11 protein-coding genes are annotated in these 16,937 nt (G+C 72.7%); 4 read left to right on the top strand and 7 right to left on the bottom strand.

Translation table 11 applies throughout. The annotated features are described in order from the left end of the window. The first annotated feature begins 128 nt into the window (after positions 1–128). Positions 129–659: a TerD family protein gene (locus ACFY60_RS20575; protein ID WP_388612206.1), complete on the top strand. Its 531-nt coding sequence runs from the start codon at positions 129–131 to the stop codon at positions 657–659. Positions 660–757: 98 nt separating this feature from the next. Here ACFY60_RS20575 and ACFY60_RS20570 read toward each other — a convergent pair whose 3' ends face one another. Both ACFY60_RS20570 and nrdR read right to left on the bottom strand, forming a co-directional pair. Further along, entirely contained in the window at positions 758–3,652 is a 2,895-nt protein-coding gene (locus tag ACFY60_RS20570; protein WP_388612205.1) for a vitamin B12-dependent ribonucleotide reductase, read from the bottom strand. A 175-nt stretch (positions 3,653–3,827) separates the two neighbouring features. Continuing rightward, positions 3,828–4,337: a transcriptional regulator NrdR gene (gene nrdR, locus ACFY60_RS20565; protein ID WP_388612203.1), complete on the bottom strand. Its 510-nt coding sequence runs from the start codon at positions 4,335–4,337 to the stop codon at positions 3,828–3,830. A gap of 436 nt (positions 4,338–4,773) precedes the next feature. Between nrdR and lexA the strand changes: the two genes are divergently transcribed. Next, complete coding sequence (gene lexA, locus ACFY60_RS20560) at positions 4,774–5,562, top strand: transcriptional repressor LexA (protein ID WP_209497163.1); 789 nt, start codon at positions 4,774–4,776, stop codon at positions 5,560–5,562. A gap of 127 nt (positions 5,563–5,689) precedes the next feature. On the opposite strand, the gene ACFY60_RS20555 is transcribed toward lexA, so the two are convergent. The 5 genes from ACFY60_RS20555 to ACFY60_RS20535 form a co-directional block, all read right to left on the bottom strand. After that, positions 5,690–7,663 carry an ATP-dependent DNA helicase gene (locus tag ACFY60_RS20555; RefSeq protein WP_388612200.1) on the bottom strand — a complete coding sequence of 658 codons (1,974 nt, stop codon included), beginning with the start codon at positions 7,661–7,663 and terminating at the stop codon, positions 5,690–5,692. A gap of 37 nt (positions 7,664–7,700) precedes the next feature. Further along, the gene (locus ACFY60_RS20550; protein ID WP_388612198.1) at positions 7,701–9,614 is read right to left on the bottom strand and encodes an IucA/IucC family protein; all 1,914 of its coding nucleotides are present in this window, start codon (positions 9,612–9,614) and stop codon (positions 7,701–7,703) included. A 104-nt stretch (positions 9,615–9,718) separates the two neighbouring features. Next, entirely contained in the window at positions 9,719–10,456 is a 738-nt protein-coding gene (locus ACFY60_RS20545; protein WP_388612196.1) for a GNAT family N-acetyltransferase, read from the bottom strand. Positions 10,457–10,565: 109 nt separating this feature from the next. After that, the gene (locus ACFY60_RS20540) at positions 10,566–12,413 is read right to left on the bottom strand and encodes an IucA/IucC family protein (RefSeq protein WP_388612194.1); all 1,848 of its coding nucleotides are present in this window, start codon (positions 12,411–12,413) and stop codon (positions 10,566–10,568) included. Between the two features lie 36 nt (positions 12,414–12,449). After that, the gene (locus ACFY60_RS20535; RefSeq protein WP_388612192.1) at positions 12,450–13,961 is read right to left on the bottom strand and encodes a diaminobutyrate--2-oxoglutarate transaminase family protein; all 1,512 of its coding nucleotides are present in this window, start codon (positions 13,959–13,961) and stop codon (positions 12,450–12,452) included. Positions 13,962–14,275: 314 nt separating this feature from the next. Here ACFY60_RS20535 and ACFY60_RS20530 point away from each other — a divergent pair, with 314 nt between their 5' ends. Together ACFY60_RS20530 and ACFY60_RS20525 are read left to right on the top strand one after the other, a co-directional pair. Continuing rightward, positions 14,276–15,451 (top strand): trypsin-like serine peptidase, encoded by a 1,176-nt coding sequence (locus ACFY60_RS20530; RefSeq protein WP_388612191.1) that lies wholly within the window; start codon positions 14,276–14,278, stop codon positions 15,449–15,451. 218 nt (positions 15,452–15,669) lie between these two features. Beyond that, on the top strand, positions 15,670–16,836 hold the full coding sequence (locus ACFY60_RS20525) for a trypsin-like serine peptidase (RefSeq protein WP_388612189.1): 1,167 nt from the start codon (positions 15,670–15,672) through the stop codon (positions 16,834–16,836). Positions 16,837–16,937 lie beyond the last annotated feature (101 nt).

Genomic DNA, 16,937 nt, shown 5'->3' with positions numbered 1-16,937 from the left:
CACCAGCCCCGGCGTTCTGTCGGACCCCCGTGACACCATGAACGGAGAAGCCCCCGCCCCGGGGCATTCGAGTGGGGCGAGGGTTCGTGAGAGCCACCCGCGGCGGCGCGGGTGGGAGGGGAGGCATCGTGAGCGGGCTCAACAAGGGGGTCGGCAAGATCGAGGTGACGCTCCGGTGGGATCCGGCGCGGGCCGGTGCGCCGGCGCACGACCTGGATCTGATCGCCGGGGTCTTCACGGCGGACGATCCGTACGGGACGCCGGATTATCTGGTGCACTTCGGCAGCCGGTCGCCGGACGGCACGATCACCCTTCACCGCGACAGCCGTACGGGGCAGGGTTTCGGCTACGACGAGGCGATGACGCTGGAGCTGGAGCGGCTGGCGCCGCGCTACACGCGCGTGGTGGTGGGTGTGGCGATACAGCAGGGCGGCGGGCGGCTCACGTTCGCCGGCGTCACCGGCGCGGGCGTGCGGGTGAGCGAGGGGTACACCGAGCTCCTGGCGCACGACTTCGCCGAGTTCGCCGAGGCCCGGTCGGCGACGGTCGTGGAGTTCACGCGGGACGGTACGGACGGCTGGTCGTACCGGCCGCTGCGCCGGGGCTTCGACGCGGACCCGGGCGAGTTCGCCGCCGTCCTCGGAGCGGCCCGCGCCTGACCCGTCCCTCCGCCGGGCCGCCGTACGGACGGGGGCGGTGACACGGCGGAAGGGGCGCCGGCCGAGGGCCGGCGCCCCTTCACTCACCTACGGGCGGATCAGCTGCAGCCGCTGGTGGAGCCGCAGCCCTCGCAGATGTAGCAGGAGCCGGCCCGCTGCATCTTCGTACCGCAGGAGAAGCAGAGCGGAGCGTCGGCACTGATGCCGAGCTGCATCTCCACGAGCTCCGCGGAGGTGTGGGCCTGCTTCGGGGCGGGCACCTCGGCCTTGGGGGCGGCCGGGGCGGCGACGGCCTTCAGCTCCTGGGCGAGGGGCGCGGACTGGGCCAGGCCCTCGACGTCCACGTCCTCCTCCGCCGGCTCGTACGAACCGGTCTCCAGGTGGCGCTGGCGCTCCTCGGCCGAGTGGATGCCGAGGGCGGAGCGGGTCTCGAAGGGGAGGAAGTCGAGCGCCAGGCGGCGGAAGATGTAGTCGACGATCGACTGCGCCATCCGCACGTCCGGGTCGTCCGTCATGCCGGCCGGCTCGAAGCGCATGTTGGTGAACTTCGAGACGTAGGTCTCCAGCGGGACGCCGTACTGGAGGCCGACGGAGACGGCGATGGAGAAGGCGTCCATCATGCCCGCGAGCGTCGAACCCTGCTTGGACATCTTCAGGAAGACCTCGCCGAGACCGTCGTCCGGGTAGGAGTTGGCGGTCATGTAGCCCTCGGCGCCACCGACGGTGAAGGAGGTGGTGATCCCCGGGCGGCCCTTGGGGAGGCGCTTGCGGACGGGGCGGTACTCGACGACCTTCTCGACGGCCTCGCGGATCGTCGCCTCGGACTTCGCGGTGACCTCGGCCTTCTCGTCGTCCTTCTTCTTGGCGGAGAGCGGCTGGCCGACCTTGCAGTTGTCGCGGTAGATGGCGAGCGCCTTGACGCCCATCTTCCAGGCCTCGAAGTAGATCTCCTCGACCTCCTCGACGGTCGCCGTCTCCGGCATGTTGACCGTCTTGGACAGGGCGCCCGAGATCCAGGGCTGGATGGCGGCCATCATGCGGACGTGGCCCATCGCGGAGATGGAGCGCTCGCCCATGGCGCAGTCGAAGACCTCGTAGTGCTCGGTCTTCAGGCCGGGGGCGTCGATCACGTTGCCGTGCTCGGCGATGTGGGCGACGATCGCCTCGATCTGCTCCTCCTGGTAGCCCAGGCGGCGCAGGGCCTGCGGGACGGTGCCGTTGACGATCTGCATCGAGCCGCCGCCGACGAGCTTCTTGAACTTGACCAGGGCGAGGTCGGGCTCCAGACCGGTGGTGTCGCAGGACATCGCGAGACCGATGGTGCCGGTGGGGGCGATGACCGAGGCCTGGGAGTTGCGGAAGCCGTTCTTGGCGCCGAGGCGGATCACGTCCTGCCAGGCCTCCGTGGCGGCGGCCCAGATCGGGGTGTCCAGGTCGTCCACGCGGACGGCCTTGTCGTTGGCGTCGGCGTGCTGCTTCATGACGCGCTGGTGCGGCTCGGCGTTGCGGGCGTAGCCGTCGTACGGGCCGACCACCGCGGCGAGCTCGGCGGAGCGCCGGTAGGAGGTGCCGGTCATCAGGGAGGTGATGGAGCCGGCGAGGGCGCGGCCGCCGTCGGAGTCGTACGCGTGGCCGGTCGCCATCAGCAGGGCGCCGAGGTTGGCGTAGCCGATGCCGAGCTGGCGGAAGGCGCGGGTGTTCTCGCCGATCTTCTCGGTGGGGAAGTCGGCGAAGCAGATGGAGATGTCCATCGCGGTGATGACGAGCTCGACGACCTTGGCGAAGCGCTCGACGTCGAAGGACTGGTTGCCCTTGCCGTCGTCCTTGAGGAACTTCATCAGGTTCAGCGAGGCGAGGTTGCAGGACGTGTTGTCCAAGTGCATGTACTCGCTGCACGGGTTCGAGCCGTTGATGCGGCCGGACTCGGGGCAGGTGTGCCAGTGGTTGATCGTGTCGTCGTACTGGATGCCCGGGTCGGCGCAGGCCCAGGCGGCCTCGGCCATCTTGCGGAAGAGGGCCTTGGCGTCGACCTCCTCGATGACCTCGCCGGTCATGCGGGCGCGCAGGCCGAACTTCCCGCCGGACTCGACGGCCTTCATGAACTCGTCGTTCACGCGGACGGAGTTGTTGGCGTTCTGGTACTGGACGGACGTGATGTCGTCGCCGCCCAGGTCCATGTCGAAGCCCGCGTCGCGCAGCGCGCGGATCTTCTCCTCCTCCTTGACCTTGGTCTCGATGAAGTCCTCGATGTCGGGGTGGTCGACGTCGAGGATGACCATCTTGGCGGCCCGGCGGGTGGCGCCGCCCGACTTGATCGTTCCGGCGGAGGCGTCGGCACCGCGCATGAAGGAGACGGGACCCGAGGCGTTGCCGCCGGAGGAGAGGAGCTCCTTGGAGGAGCGGATGCGGGAGAGGTTCAGGCCGGCGCCGGAGCCGCCCTTGAAGATCATGCCCTCTTCCTTGTACCAGTCGAGGATCGACTCCATGGAGTCGTCGACGGACAGGATGAAGCAGGCGGAGACCTGCTGGGGCTGCGGCGTGCCGACGTTGAACCAGACCGGCGAGTTGAAGCTGAAGATCTGGTGCAGGAGGGCGTAGGCCAGCTCGTGCTCGAAGATCTCGGCGTCGGCGGGCGAGGCGAAGTAGCCGTAGTCCTCGCCGGCCTTGGTGTAGGTCTTCACGATGCGGTCGATGAGCTGCTTCAGACCGGTCTCGCGCTGCGGGGTGCCGACGGCCCCGCGGAAGTACTTGCTGGTGACGATGTTGACCGCGTTCACCGACCAGAAGTCGGGGAACTCGACGCCACGCTGCTCGAAGTTGATCGAGCCGTCGCGCCAGTTGGTCATGACGACGTCACGGCGCTCCCAGTTCACCTCGTCGTACGGATGTACGCCGGGGGTGGTGTGGATGCGCTCGATCCGCAGGCCCTTGCTCGCCGCCTTGGTCCCCTTGGTGCGGGAACCACGTGCCGGGCCGCTCGCCGTCTCTGTCATGCCGCCTCCCATATACGGGCAAAACACCCTTTGGCGCCCAGATAATCCCAAGGCACCGTCTTCTGTACTGCCATCTGTACTGCTGGAGCCACGAGCGCCGGTCGGGGCGCTCGGGGCACGTCTGTCCACGGCCGCGCGGCGGCCGGTGGCGGGCCCTCGTCGGCCCGGCCCGCCGTCAGTCGGCGGGGGTGGCGGGAACGGGGACCCCAGGGGTCGCGCCGGTCCCACGGTTCTCAGCGGGAGGCCGCTCGCGGAGTTCCGCGATGGCGGCCTCGAAGTCTTCGAGGCTGTCGAAAGCCTTGTACACGGACGCGAAGCGCAGGTACGCGACGAGGTCGAGCTCCTGCAGCGGGCCGAGAATGGCCAGCCCCACGTCGTGGGTGGTCAGCTCGGCGCTCCCGGTGGCGCGCACCGCCTCCTCGACCCGCTGGCCGAGCTTGGCGAGGGCGTCCTCGGTGACCGGTCGCCCCTGGCAGGCCTTGCGGACGCCGGAGATGACCTTGGTACGACTGAAGGGCTCGGTGACACCGGACCGCTTCACCACCATGAGCGAGCACGTCTCCACCGTCGTGAAACGGCGGGAGCAGTCGGGGCACTGGCGGCGGCGTCGGATCGACGTGCCGTCGTCGGTGGTGCGACTGTCGACGACCCGGCTGTCGGGGTGCCTGCAGAAGGGGCAGTGCATTGGTTCCGACCCTCCTTCTTGGCACGACTGACAAGCCTCGCGCCACCCCGTCAAGGGCCCCGCGAAGCGACCACCAGCATAGGCGATGCGAGGGGCCCCGGAAGACCGGGACCACTATCCCTGGGCGGCCAGTGCCATCCAACCACTAGATCTTGGGTTGGGGGTGCTTCGACACCCCCAGCGTGTCGCGGCGGCACGGAGCGCGCGGGAGGGGGTCGTCGATGCGGGACCGGGCCGGCGCCGAGGGGGCGCGGACCCAGCCGGGAAGGCTACCGTAAGGGCCTGATCGAGCCGCGAGCGCGGGGGCACATACACCTCCCCATGGGCAGGCGTAAGGCAATCTGCGGATTTTCACTCGAACGTGTGTTTGGCGCAACCTTTCGAAAGCTACTACCGTTGTGCCAGCCAGGGAGACCATTCGAGAGGGGCCGACGACGTGACCACCACCGCAGACAGTGCCACCATCACCGCCCAGGACCGCTCCCAGGGCCGACTCGAGCCGGTGCACGCGATGAACGACACATCCATGAACGGTGAGGAGCCCGGGCGACCCGCCCGCGCCCTCCCCGGACGACCCCCAGGCATCAGGGCCGACAGCTCCGGCCTCACCGACCGGCAGCGCCGGGTCATCGAGGTCATCCGCGACTCGGTCCAGCGGCGGGGCTACCCGCCCTCCATGCGCGAGATCGGCCAGGCGGTGGGCCTCTCCAGCACCTCGTCGGTGGCTCACCAGCTGATGGCGCTGGAGCGCAAGGGCTTCCTCCGCCGCGACCCGCACCGGCCCCGGGCGTACGAGGTCCGCGGCTCCGACCAGCCCAGCACCCAGCCGACGGACACCACCGGCAAGCCCGCGGCCTCCTACGTCCCCCTGGTGGGCCGGATCGCCGCCGGTGGCCCCATCCTGGCCGAGGAGTCCGTCGAGGACGTCTTCCCCCTCCCCCGGCAGCTGGTCGGCGACGGCGAACTCTTCGTGCTCAAGGTCGTCGGCGACTCGATGATCGAAGCGGCCATCTGTGACGGCGACTGGGTCACGGTCCGCCGCCAGCCCGTCGCCGAGAACGGAGACATCGTCGCCGCCATGCTCGACGGCGAGGCCACGGTCAAGCGTTTCAAGCGCGAGGACGGCCACGTGTGGCTGCTGCCGCACAACGCCGCGTACCAGCCCATCCCCGGTGACGAGGCGACCATCCTTGGCAAGGTCGTGGCGGTGCTCCGGCGGGTGTGACCCCTCTCGCCGGCTCTGGCCGGGCCCCGGGACCCACTGCGCCGGTCCCGGGGCCCGCTGTTTTCCCGGCACGCACCACGGGCCCTCCCCGCCGCCCGGTGGGCGAGAGCGACGGGACCCCGGACCGTCAGACGCCGGCCGCCGCCGACGCGGCGTCGATCGCCGCCAGCGACTTCCGCACCTGATTGCGGTCCGTCGTGTACCAGAAGTCTGGCATCGAGGCCTTGAGGTAGCTGCCGTAGCGGGCGGTGGCCAGCCGGGGGTCGAGAACCGCCACCACGCCCCGGTCGCCCGTGGCCCGGACGAGCCGCCCCGCGCCCTGGGCCATCAACAGGGCCGCGTGCGTGGCCGCCACCGCCATGAAGCCGTTGCCGCCCGCCTCCTCGACCGCCTTCTGCCGCGCGCTCATCAGCGGGTCGTCCGGCCGCGGGAACGGGATCTTGTCCATGACGACCAGCTGGCAGCTCGGGCCCGGCACGTCCACGCCCTGCCAGAGGGAGAGCGTGCCGAAGAGACAGGTCCGCGGGTCGGCCGCGAAGTTCTTGATCAGCTCGCCCAGGGTGTCCTCGCCCTGGAGCAGGATCGGCAGCTCGGGAATCCGCCCCCGCAGCTCCTCGGCCGCCAGCTGGGCCGCCCGCATCGAGGAGAACAGCCCGAGCGTACGGCCGCCGGCCGCCTGCATCAGCTCGCACAGCTCGTCGATCATGTCGCCCCGGTCCCCGTCGCGCGCCGGGCGGGCCAGGTGCTTGGCGACGTACAGGATGCCCTGCTTCGGATAGTCGAACGGCGAACCGACGTCGAGCCCCTTCCACACCGGCAGGTCGTCCCCCGTGGTGCCCTCGGGGGCGAGGCCGAGCGAGGCCCCCACGCCGTTGAAGTCGCCGCCCAGCTTCAGGGTGGCCGAGGCCAGCACCACCGAGCGCTCGGAGAACAGCTTCTCGCGCAGCAGACCGGAGACGGTCAGCGGCGCCACCCGCAGCGAGGCGCCGAAGCGGTCGTGGCGCTCGTACCAGACGACGTCGTACTCGGAGCCCTGGGTGATCCGCTCCGCGACGCCGTGGACGGTCTCCACGGAGGCCATGGCCTGCTTGCGGACCGCGTCCTCGTCCTGCACCGACCGGTCCCGGGTGTTGCCCAGCGCGGTGATCACGGCACGGGCCGCGTCACGCAGCGCCATCAGCGCGTACGCCAGGTCCTCCGGAATATTCTCCAGGCGGCCCGGCAGCGCCAGCTCCATGACCCGCTCGAAGCCCTCCGCGGCGGTCTGGAGCTGGTCGGCGGTCTTCTCGTCCACGAGCTTGGCCGCCCGGCGCACGGCGCGGTTGACCTGGCCGGGGGTGAGTTCGCCGGTGGCGACCCCGGTCACGCGGGAGACCAGCTCGTGGGCCTCGTCGACGATCAGCACCTCGTGCTGCGGCAGTACGGGCGCGCCCTCGATGGCGTCGATGGCGAGGAGGGCGTGATTGGTCACCACGACGTCCGCGAGCTTGGCCCGCTCACGGGCCGACTCGGCGAAGCACTCCGCCCCGTACGCGCACTTGCTCGCGCCCAGGCACTCACGCGAGGAGACGGAGACCTGGGCCCAGGCGCGGTCGGAGACGCCGGGCGTGAGGTCGTCCCGGTCACCGGTCTCCGTCTCGTCCGACCAGTCCCGCAGCCGCAGCAGGTCCTGCCCCAGCTTGCTGCTGGGCGCCGCCGCCTCGAAGGGGTCGAAGAGGCCGTCCTCCTCGTCCTGCGGGACGCCCTCGTGGAGGCGGTGCAGGCAGAGGTAGTTCGACCGCCCCTTGAGCATGGCGAACTGCGGCCGGCGGCGCAGCTGCGGGTGCAGCGCCTCGACCGTCCGCGGCAGGTCGCGCTCCACGAGCTGGCGCTGGAGCGCCAGGGTGGCCGTGGCCACCACGACGCGCTCCCCGTGGGCCAGGGCCGGAACGAGATAGCCGAGCGACTTTCCCGTACCGGTGCCGGCCTGGACGAGGAGGTGGGAGTTGTCGTCGATGGCCTCGGCCACGGCCTCGGCCATGGCGACCTGGCCGGGCCGCTCCGTGCCGCCGACGGCGGAGACGGCGGCGTGGAGGAGGTCGGGGAGGGATGGCTTCGTCATAGCGCTTCCAGCCTACGGGGCCGCACCGACAGCCCGGTCACCCCCGCTCTCGGGCGAGCGGGTTCGGCACCGTCCCGTGGACGGCCGCGTGGGGGCGGTCCGGGCGGTCGCGGTAGCCGTCGAGGTGGAGCCGGTTGCGGTTGAGGCAGAGTCGCTCGATCCTCGGGGTGAGGAGATCGAACAGCTCGAACCGTTCCTTCAGCTCCGGGAAGCGTTCCTGGTAGCGGAGGATCTCGGCGCGGACGAGGGCCCAGAAGTCCGCTTCCGGCACGCCGAGTTGCTCCTCGCAGAGCGGTGCGAGATAGCGGAAGACACCGACGAACAGCCCCGAATGGATGAACTGGGTGAGGAAGGCGGGTTCCTCGGTGAGCAGGACGGCCCGGACGTCGTCCGGCATCGTGGCGTGTTCCGGCAGCGGCCGGGCGCTGATGTTGACGTCGTCGACGAAGTCCTTGATCGCGAGGCGGACGGGGACGTCGTGCTCGTCGTGGACGACGATGGCGTTCTCCCCGTGCGGGGAGAAGACCGTGCCGTACCGGTGGAGGAAGTGCAGCAGGGGCGGCAGCAGCGCGGCGAAGAGGTGCTGGAGCCAGGCCTCGGGGGCGAGGCCGGACCGGTGGACGAGTTCGGCGACGAAGGCCCGGCCGTCGGGGTCGGTGTGGAGGAGCGAGGCGAGGGTGCGGGCCCGCTGGCCCGGGGGCAGCCGCAGCGGTTCGCGCCAGATCGCGCCGAGCAGTTCCTTGTACTGGTACGGGACTTCGGGCAGCCGGTCGTAGAGGGGGTGTTCGACGGTGACGGAGGCGACCTCGCCGAGGAGGATCACTCCGCACTCGTCCCGGAGGAAGGGGTCGGCGTCGCGCAGGCCCTGCACCCAGGCGGTGACGGCGGGGGCGGCGAGGGTCCGTTCCGTGGGCAGGCCGCGCCAGACGAGGGTGTTGAGCACCGAGAGCGGGAGCTTGACCGTGTGCCGGTCGGGGCGGCTGATGTTGAGGAAGGTGCGGACGGACTGCTGGGGCAGCCGGAGGTCGGGGTCGGCGGTGAGGGGCACGAGGGTTCCGGCGGCGACGGCGGGGGCGTAGAGCGGGAGGAGGATCTCGTCCCACTGCCAGGGGTGGACCGGCAGGAGGAGGTAGCCGTCGGGCTGGTGGCCGCGCGCGGCCAGCGCCGCGCGGAAGGCCGCGTGGACCTCGGGGTCGAGCTCCTGGGCGTAGAGGCGGTCGGGTGTGTCGAGGCCGGGGACGCCGCGGTAGGCCGCGATCCGGTTGCTGACGGCGATCCAGGGCAGCGGGGTGGCGCGACGGGCCTCGGGGGCCCAGCGCGCGGTGTCGCCGGCGGAGAAGCCGATGCGGCCCTTGTTGAGGACGAGCCAGGGGTGGCCGGTCTGGTGGCCTTCGAGTTCGGCGTACGGCAGGTCGGCGAGGCGCGCGGCGGGGAGCGCGGTGCTGTCGAGACGGGCGTCGGCGGCGAGGGTGGCGGAGAGCTCGTGGATGAGGTGGCCGAGGGTGGGACCGTCGAGACCGAGGAGGGTGCGGGCGCGGACCAGGAAGTCGAAGGGGTCGGTGAGGGGACGGCCTTCGTGGGTGATCGAGCCGGGGTCGACGCGCCAGCCGTCGTAGGCGCCGCGACGGGCGGTGAAGGTGAGGGTGGTGCCGTCGTCGAGGGTGAGGGCGTGGCGGCCGGGGTTCCCGTCGTCCAGGGGGGTGGGGCGGAGGATCTCCTCGTAGGAGAACTCGGCGAGTGCCTTGGCGAGGAGCCGGGAGCAGACGCGGGTCCAGGTGTCGGGGTTCAGCTCGGCGGGGGCGAGCAGGTCCGGGGCGGTCGGGGTCCGGGGCCGCCGCGCGGCGGCGGAGGTGTCCTCGGGCCCGGCGGCCCGGCTGGGGACGGCCTCGCCGGGAGGGGACGGCTGGACGGGGATGGTGGGTCGTGCGGAGTCATGGGGTGCAGGGGACATCGACACGAGGACTCCTCGGAGTGGGAACCACCGCGGGACGGGCGGTGGAGGGGGACAGGGCGGTGGGTCGGGGGACGGGAAGTGGGCCGGAAGGCCGGGGTGGATCACAGGACATGGCGGAGGGCGCGGTCGCGGATCATGAGCGCCGCGCGCTTGTCGGGGAGGTCGGCGTCCGCCGCGTGGCGGAAGCCGGCGTTGCGGAAGGCCGCGACGGAAGGCGTGTTGCGGACGTCGGGTTCGGCGACGACACGGGTGCAGGCGGGACGGTGGTCGAGGATCAGGTCGGCGACGGCGCGCAGCAGGGCGCTGCCGAGGCCGCGGCCCCGGTCGGCGGCGTCCCCGAGGAGGAGGTGGACGCCGGTGTCGTGGGGGCGGGCCGGGTAGAAGCGGGCCAGCGGGTCGAGGTCGGCGCGGTAGATCTCGAAGTAGCTCATGGGCGTGGCGTCGAGCAGGCCGAGGCAGGGGACGCTGCGGCCGTCTCCCTCCAGCTGGGTGCGGAGGTGGCCGGCGGTCACGGTCACGGGGCCCGCGAGTTCCCAGAAGGCGGCGACCACGGGGTCGTTCATCCAGCGGGTGAGGAGCGGCAGGTCCCGTTCGAGGCGTACGGGCACGAGCCGGAAGGAGCCCACGGGGGTGGCCGCCGGGCCCCAGGTGGCGACGGAGTCGAGGAGGTCGCCGTCGAAGGGGTCGCGGCGGCGGGGGTCACCGGCCGGGGGCTCGTCGCCGGCGAGGAAGGCCGGCGGCCGGGGGGCCTCGGCGGTGAGGAGAGCGGCGAGGTCGTCGTCCCTCCGGGGGAGGGTGCGGAGGCCGGGTCGCTCCACCGTGGGTCGGGCGGGGTGCACGGGGGCGCTCTCCTTTCGTCGGTACGTGCGCCGGGCCGGCGCCGGGTACGGGCGCCGGGGCGGTGGATGGGGTGCGGGTGCCGGGCCGGTGGGTGGGCGGAGGGGTGGGTCAGCCGCGGAGGGGGTTGGTCAGGGTGACGTAGACGGACTGGGTGTCGACCGGGCCGACGAGTTCGTCCAGGCCGTCGAGCCGGGTGAGGAGGTTGGCCTTGCTCCGGAGGGTGGCGGCTTCCAGGAGCCGGTGCGGGAGCGGGGAGCCGAGACCGGTGGCGGAGGTGAGGAAGCTGCGGAAGGCGGCGAGCAGGACCCGCTCGTCGGCGAGGTGCTGGGCTCCGAAGGCGCCGATCAGGCCGAGGACGTTGTTGACGCCGAGGTAGTAGGCGAAGCGTTCGTCGGTGACCTGGTCGGAGACGAAGGTGTCGCTGTGGGCGCCGATACCGGGGAGGCGGCTCTCCAGTTCGCCGCGGTGCGAGGCGCGGAAGTAGTAGCCCTGGTTGTCGCGGTAGCGCCCGCCGGCGGGCCAGCCGTCGGGGTCCAGGAGGACCAGGGTGTTCTGCTGGTGGGCCTCCAGGGCGATGCCGGCGTGGCCGTCGAGCCAGAGGACGGGACGGACGACCTGGTCGAGGTAGCGGAGGAACCACTCGGCGGCCACGGCGGTGGTGGGCCGGCCGGTGCGGGCGGCGAGGCGGCCGATGATCTCGGCGAGGCGGGAGCGCATGCCGGGGGCGCCGGGACGCGGGTGGAGGCCGGTGAGGGAGGCGACGCAGACGGCGTCGTCGCCGGGCCCGAAGGGGTTGTGGCGGATCATGACGTCGAGCCCGGGGACGGGGGTGCCGTCGGGCAGGTCGACGCCGAGCCAGGCGGGGTCGCGGACGATGTCGAAGCCGGGGTGGGCGGCCTGCCACTCGTCGACGAGGCCGGTGCGCAGGAGGCGGTGGACCTCGACGCCGCGGTGGAGTTCCTTGCGCAGGTTCTCGCGGCGGGAGTTGGTGATGCGCAGGCCGAGGGAGAGCTTGAGCATGGCCCGGGCGCCGGGGCGGTGCACCGTGCGGACGGAGGAGGTGGGATGCCAGTGGCTTCCGTGGGGACCGAGGTCGTGGAGGAGGCCTTCGGCGAGGAGGGCGCGGATGTCGGGGCGGTGGCGGAGCTCGCGGGCCTGCCAGGGGTGGACCGGCAGGGGCGCGGTGTCGGCGGGGAGGGCGAGGCCGTCGGCGAGACCGAGGGCGAGCTGTTCGGCGGAGACGGGCCGGCCCTGCTCGGTCCAGGCGGAGTCGGAGGCGAGGAGGGAGCGGTCGACGGCGAACCAGTGGAGGGGGAACGAGCCGTGCAGCTCGGGTGAGTAGAGCCGGGCCTCGGCGTCGGTGAGTCCTTCGCGGCTCTTGGGGGTGGGGTGGAGCGGGTGCCCCAGGAGGAGGCTCTGTTCGGCGGCGAGGAACAGGTCGGCGTCGGGGTGGGGCCGGGGGCTGCGGCGGCGCTCGGTCAGGAACTCGGCGGTACGGCGGGTGGAGTCGGCGACCCGGCCGACGAGGTCGGTGCCTTCGGGGCGGCCGGTCTCCCGGCCGAGCAGGGCGGCGAGGGTGACGGCGTCGACGGTGGGGGCCGAGGAGGGCAGGCCTTCCAGGGTGGGGGCGCCGAAGCGGTGCCAGCCGGTGGGTGACCAGTAGGCGACGGGGACGAGGAGGGCGGTGGCGCTGGCGTCGAGGGGGATGCGCAGGGTGCCGGAGCCGGGTGCGGCGAGGTTCTTCTCGCGGACCCAGCAGCGGAGGAGGTTCTCGCGGGCGGCGGCGTCGGCGGCGCGCCGGGGGTCCGGGTCGTCCAGCGGGTCCTGGGCGGTGGCGCCGGCCGTGCGGGGGCGCGGGGAGGCGGAGTGACCGGGGTGCTGGCGCGGGACGAGGTGCTCCTCGTCGGCGAGGGGGGTTGCGGTCTCGGGCGCCTGGGAGGTGGGGGTGGCGTTCACGCGGGTTCCTTGGGGGGTGGGGCCGGGGTGGTCCGTTCAGAGGGACGGCCCGGCGGCGTTCCGGTGGGCCGTGGCCCGGGAGGGGACGGACGGTGCGGCGGGCGGCACGTGGGCCCGTTCGGCGGCCGCCAGGGCGTCGGCGAAGCGGTCGAGGACGGCGGTGGCCTGCTCGTCGGTGAGGGTGAGCGGCGGCAGGAGCCGGACCACCGCAGAGTGGCGGCCGCCGAGTTCGACGATGAGACCGCGGGCCAGGCACTCCTGCTGGACGGCGAGGGCCAGGGCGGGAGCGGCGGGCGGGGCGGGGTCGCCCGGGTCGGCGGCCTCCGGGTCGACGAGTTCGACGCCGATCATCAGCCCCCTGCCGCGGACGTCGCCGACGCAGGGGTGGGCGGAGGCGAGGCCCTGGAGCCGCGAGAGCATGCGGGCGCCGAGGGTGCCGGCCCGTTCGGCGAGCTTGTTCTCGCGGACGTAGGCGAGGGTGGCGGTGCCGGCGGCCATGGCGAGCTGGTTCCCGCGGAAGGTGCCCGCGTGGGCGCCGGGCTCCCAGGCGTCGAGTTCGGCCCGGTAGACGACGACGGCGAGGGGGAGGGAACCGCCGATGGCCTTGGAGAGGACCATCACGTCGGGGACGATCCCGCTGTGCTCGACCGCCCAGAAGGCTCCGGTGCGGCCGACGCCGGTCTGGACCTCGTCCACGACGAGGGGGATGGAGCGGTCGGAGGTGATGCGGCGCATGCGGCGCATCCAGTCGTCGGGGGCGGGGATGACACCGCCTTCGCCCTGGACGGCCTCGACGATCATTCCGGCGGGCAGGGCGACCCCGCTCTTGGGGTCGTCGAGGAGGCTCTCGGTCCAGCGGGCGCCGAGCTCGGCGCCCCGGTCGCCGCCGACGCCGAAGGGGCAGCGGTACGCGTGGGGGTACGGGAGCCGGGTCACCCGGACGTCGTCCGCGCCGCCGGAGGCGTCGAGGGCTCCGGCGGTCATGCCGTGGTAGGCGCCGGTGAAGGCGAGGAGTCCGCGCCGGCCGGTCGCGGTGCGGACCAGTTTCAGGGCGGCCTCGACGGCGTCGGTGCCGGCCGGCCCGCAGAACTGGATGCGCGCGTTCCCGGCGAGTTCGCCGGGGAGGGTGGCGAAGAGTTCGGAGGTGAAGGCGTCCTTGAGCGGGGTCGCGAGGTCCAGGACGTGGAGGGGGGCGCCCGAGTCGAGGACCTTCTTGACGGCTTCGAGGACGACGGGGTGGTTGTGGCCGAGGGCGAGGGTCCCGGCGCCGGAGAGGCAGTCCAGGTAGCGGCGGCCGTCCGCGCCCTCGATGGTCAGCCCCCGGGCGCGTACCGGGACGATCGGGAGGGAGCGGGCGTACGTGCGGGCCGCGGACTCCCGCTGGGACTGGCGGCGCAGAATGCCCTCGTACCCGGTGTCCTCGCGCTCGGCGCGGCCCGGTTCCGCGCGCCCGGCGCCGGAGGGTGCCGGGGTGCCGGGGCCGTCGTCCGGGCGGCTGGGCGTCCGCGTGTCCGGTGTGACGGCCGGAGCTGGTTCGGTGACGGCCACGGCTCGCTGTCCTCCCGCTGTAACGGTTGCGTTGCACCTACGGGGGCTCCACCGAGGCGCCGCACAGCGCCTCCGCACGCCACCGTCGTGTCCCCCGCCCGTACCAACGACGGGACCTGCCGGGGATCACGGGCCGGGCGCAAGTTCCTCGGCGTGTCCGGGATCACGGCCCGGCAACGGCTGCCGGGGGTCCGGAACCGGCGGCCGGGCGCGTACCGTCCCCTCCGGCACCGGCATAGTGGGGGCCGGCCGTCCGCGCGATCACGGCCGCCGCACGCATGCACACACCGACGAAGTCCCAGGGGGATCACGAGATGCGATCGATCCGTCCGCTGCTGACGGCGGTCTCCGCCGTCGCGGCGCTGACGCTCACCGCCACGGCCTGCGGGCCGAGCGAGGAGAACGCGGGTGACAAGCCCGTGGCGCCGACCACCCAGAGCCCGGTCGACAAGATCAGGATTCCGGAGGACCTGAAGGACCGCCTGAAGGAACACGGGATCGACCTGGACAAGTGGCGCGACGGCGAGTGGCGGAACTGGGACCGGGACAAGTGGCTGCGTGAGGCCAAGGACTTCGTCAACCCGATCATCGAGGACCTGTGGAACCCGGACCGGATGCGGGAGGCCGAGCGGCCCGACAGGCCGGTCGAGGAGGAGGACATCTCGGGTGACGAGGGCGTCACCGACCCGACTCCGGCCCCGGTGCGGGCGAAGGCCGTCGCGCCGAAGTACCACAGCAGCGCGCCCGAGGCGGGGAAGGTCTTCTTCGACGGCCCGCAGGGTTCGATGGTCTGCTCCGCCACGGTGGTGAAGGACCCGGCGCACCCCGGCAAGTCCAACCTGGTGTGGACGGCCGGCCACTGCGTCCACAAGGGCAAGGAGGGCGGCTGGTACCGCAACATCGCCTTCGTGCCCTCGTACAACGACTCGGCGCTGCCGACGCCGGCGCTGGAGAAGGCCCCGCGTGAGGAGATCGCCCCGTACGGCGTCTGGTGGGCGGAGTGGGTCAAGACCTCCGACCAGTGGATCGCCCAGGGCGCGTCGACGGGTGGCGCGGGCGCTCCCTACGACTACGCCGTCATCCGGGTGACCCCGGAGAAGGGGAGCTCGGGCAAGTCGCTGGAGGAGACGGTCGGTTCGGCGCTCCCGGTGGACTTCAACGCCCCGGCCGCGCCGAAGATCGCGGGCATGACGGCGACGGGTTACCCGGCGGCGCCGCCGTTCGACGGCCAGAAGATGTACCAGTGCCAGGACAGGCCGGGCCGTCTGTCGCTGAAGGCGGAGCAGCCGACGATGTACCGGATCGGCTGCACGATGACCGGTGGTTCGTCCGGTGGCGGCTGGGTCGCCCAGGGCCGTGACGGCAAGCCGGCGCTGGTGTCGAACACCTCGGTCGGCCCGGTCTCGGCGGGGTGGCTCGCGGGTCCGCGCCTCGGCGCGGAGGCGAAGGCCATCTTCGACGAGGTCAGCAAGAAGTACGCCGGCCGGTAGTCCGGCCGCCGTCCGCCGGGCGGCACGGGCGCGCGGGCCGACCGCGTGCTCCGGCAGGGAGTGGAAAGCGGAGGCGGGACCTCGGGGTCCCGCCTCCGCCGTGTCCGGACCGCCCGGCATACTGTGCACCGCAAGTGACGCGTCCATGGCAATGGCGGGGCTTCGCGCCCCCGGCCTGCCCGTTCGGACGCGGAAACACCTCAGGGGGAACTCACCACATGCGTTCTGTACGACTTCTGCCCGCCGCTCTCGGCCTGGTCACGGCGCTCGCGCTGACCGCCACGGCCTGCGGCCCCACCGGGACGCCGGCGGCCGACAAGCCCGCCGGCACCGCGAACAGCTCCGCACCCGCCACCGGCGAGGACGGCGCCGCCCTCGCCCAGGACCTCGCCGACAAGCTGCAGAAGCACGGCGTCGACCTGGAGAAGTGGAAGGACGGCGAATGGAGGAACTGGGACCGGGAGACCTGGCTCCGTGAGGCCGAGGACTTCGTCAACCCGGTGATCGAGGGGCTCTGGGACCCGGAGCGCATGAAGACCGCGCAGAGCCCGGACCAGACGATCGCCCCGCAGGCCGGCGCCGGCGGCACCGACCCGACGCCCCGCCCCGTCCGGGCGCAGCGCGAGAAGACCCCGTACCACCGCAACGCGGCCCCGGTCGGCAAGATCTTCTTCGACTCGCCGCAGGGCCACATGGTCTGCTCCGGCACCGTCGTGAAGGACCCGCGCCGTCCCGGGAAGTCCAACCTGGTCTGGACGGCCGGCCACTGCGTCCACGCGGGCCGCAAGGGCGGCTGGTTCCGCAACATCACCTTCGTCCCGGCCTACAACGACCTGGGCAAGTCGGCGTCGGCCCTGCGCGACGCCCGGCCGCACGAGATCGCTCCGTACGGCCAGTACTGGGCCGACTGGGCCGTCACCTCGAACGACTGGATCCAGCGCGGCGGCACCCAGCAGGCCTGGCCGTACGACTACGCCGTGCTGCACGTGAAGCCGGAGCGGGGCCGCAAGTCCCTGGAGGAGACCGTCGGGGTCGCGCTGCCGGTCGACTTCTCGGCGCCCGCGCCCGCGCGGGCCGGGACGGTCGGTGCCTGGGGCTACCCGCAGGCCGCCCCGTACAACGGCCTGATCATGCACAAGTGCCTGGACCGGGCGACGCGGATGACGACCGCCCCGGCCACGCCCACCATGTACCGGATCGGCTGCACGATGACCGCGGGATCCTCCGGCGGCGGCTGGTTCCGGGCCCTGCCGAACGGTACGACGGCCCTGGTGTCGAACACCTCCATCGGCCCGGCCGGCGGCAACGGCTGGCTCGCCGGACCGCAGCTGGGACGCGGCGCCAAGGACGCCCACGACATGGTCAGCAAGAAGTTCGCCCGCTGACCCGCCCGGACACACGAAGGCGCCGGTCACCCCCGAGGGGTGACCGGCGCCTTCACGTCGGCCCGGCCGGCACACCACCGGCCTCGTTCACCGGTCCCCCT

This window comes from Streptomyces sp. NPDC012827 (assembly GCF_042900905.1).
GTDB lineage: Bacteria > Actinomycetota > Actinomycetes > Streptomycetales > Streptomycetaceae > Streptomyces > Streptomyces gulbargensis.
This window is presented reverse-complemented; position numbering and strand designations above follow the sequence as displayed.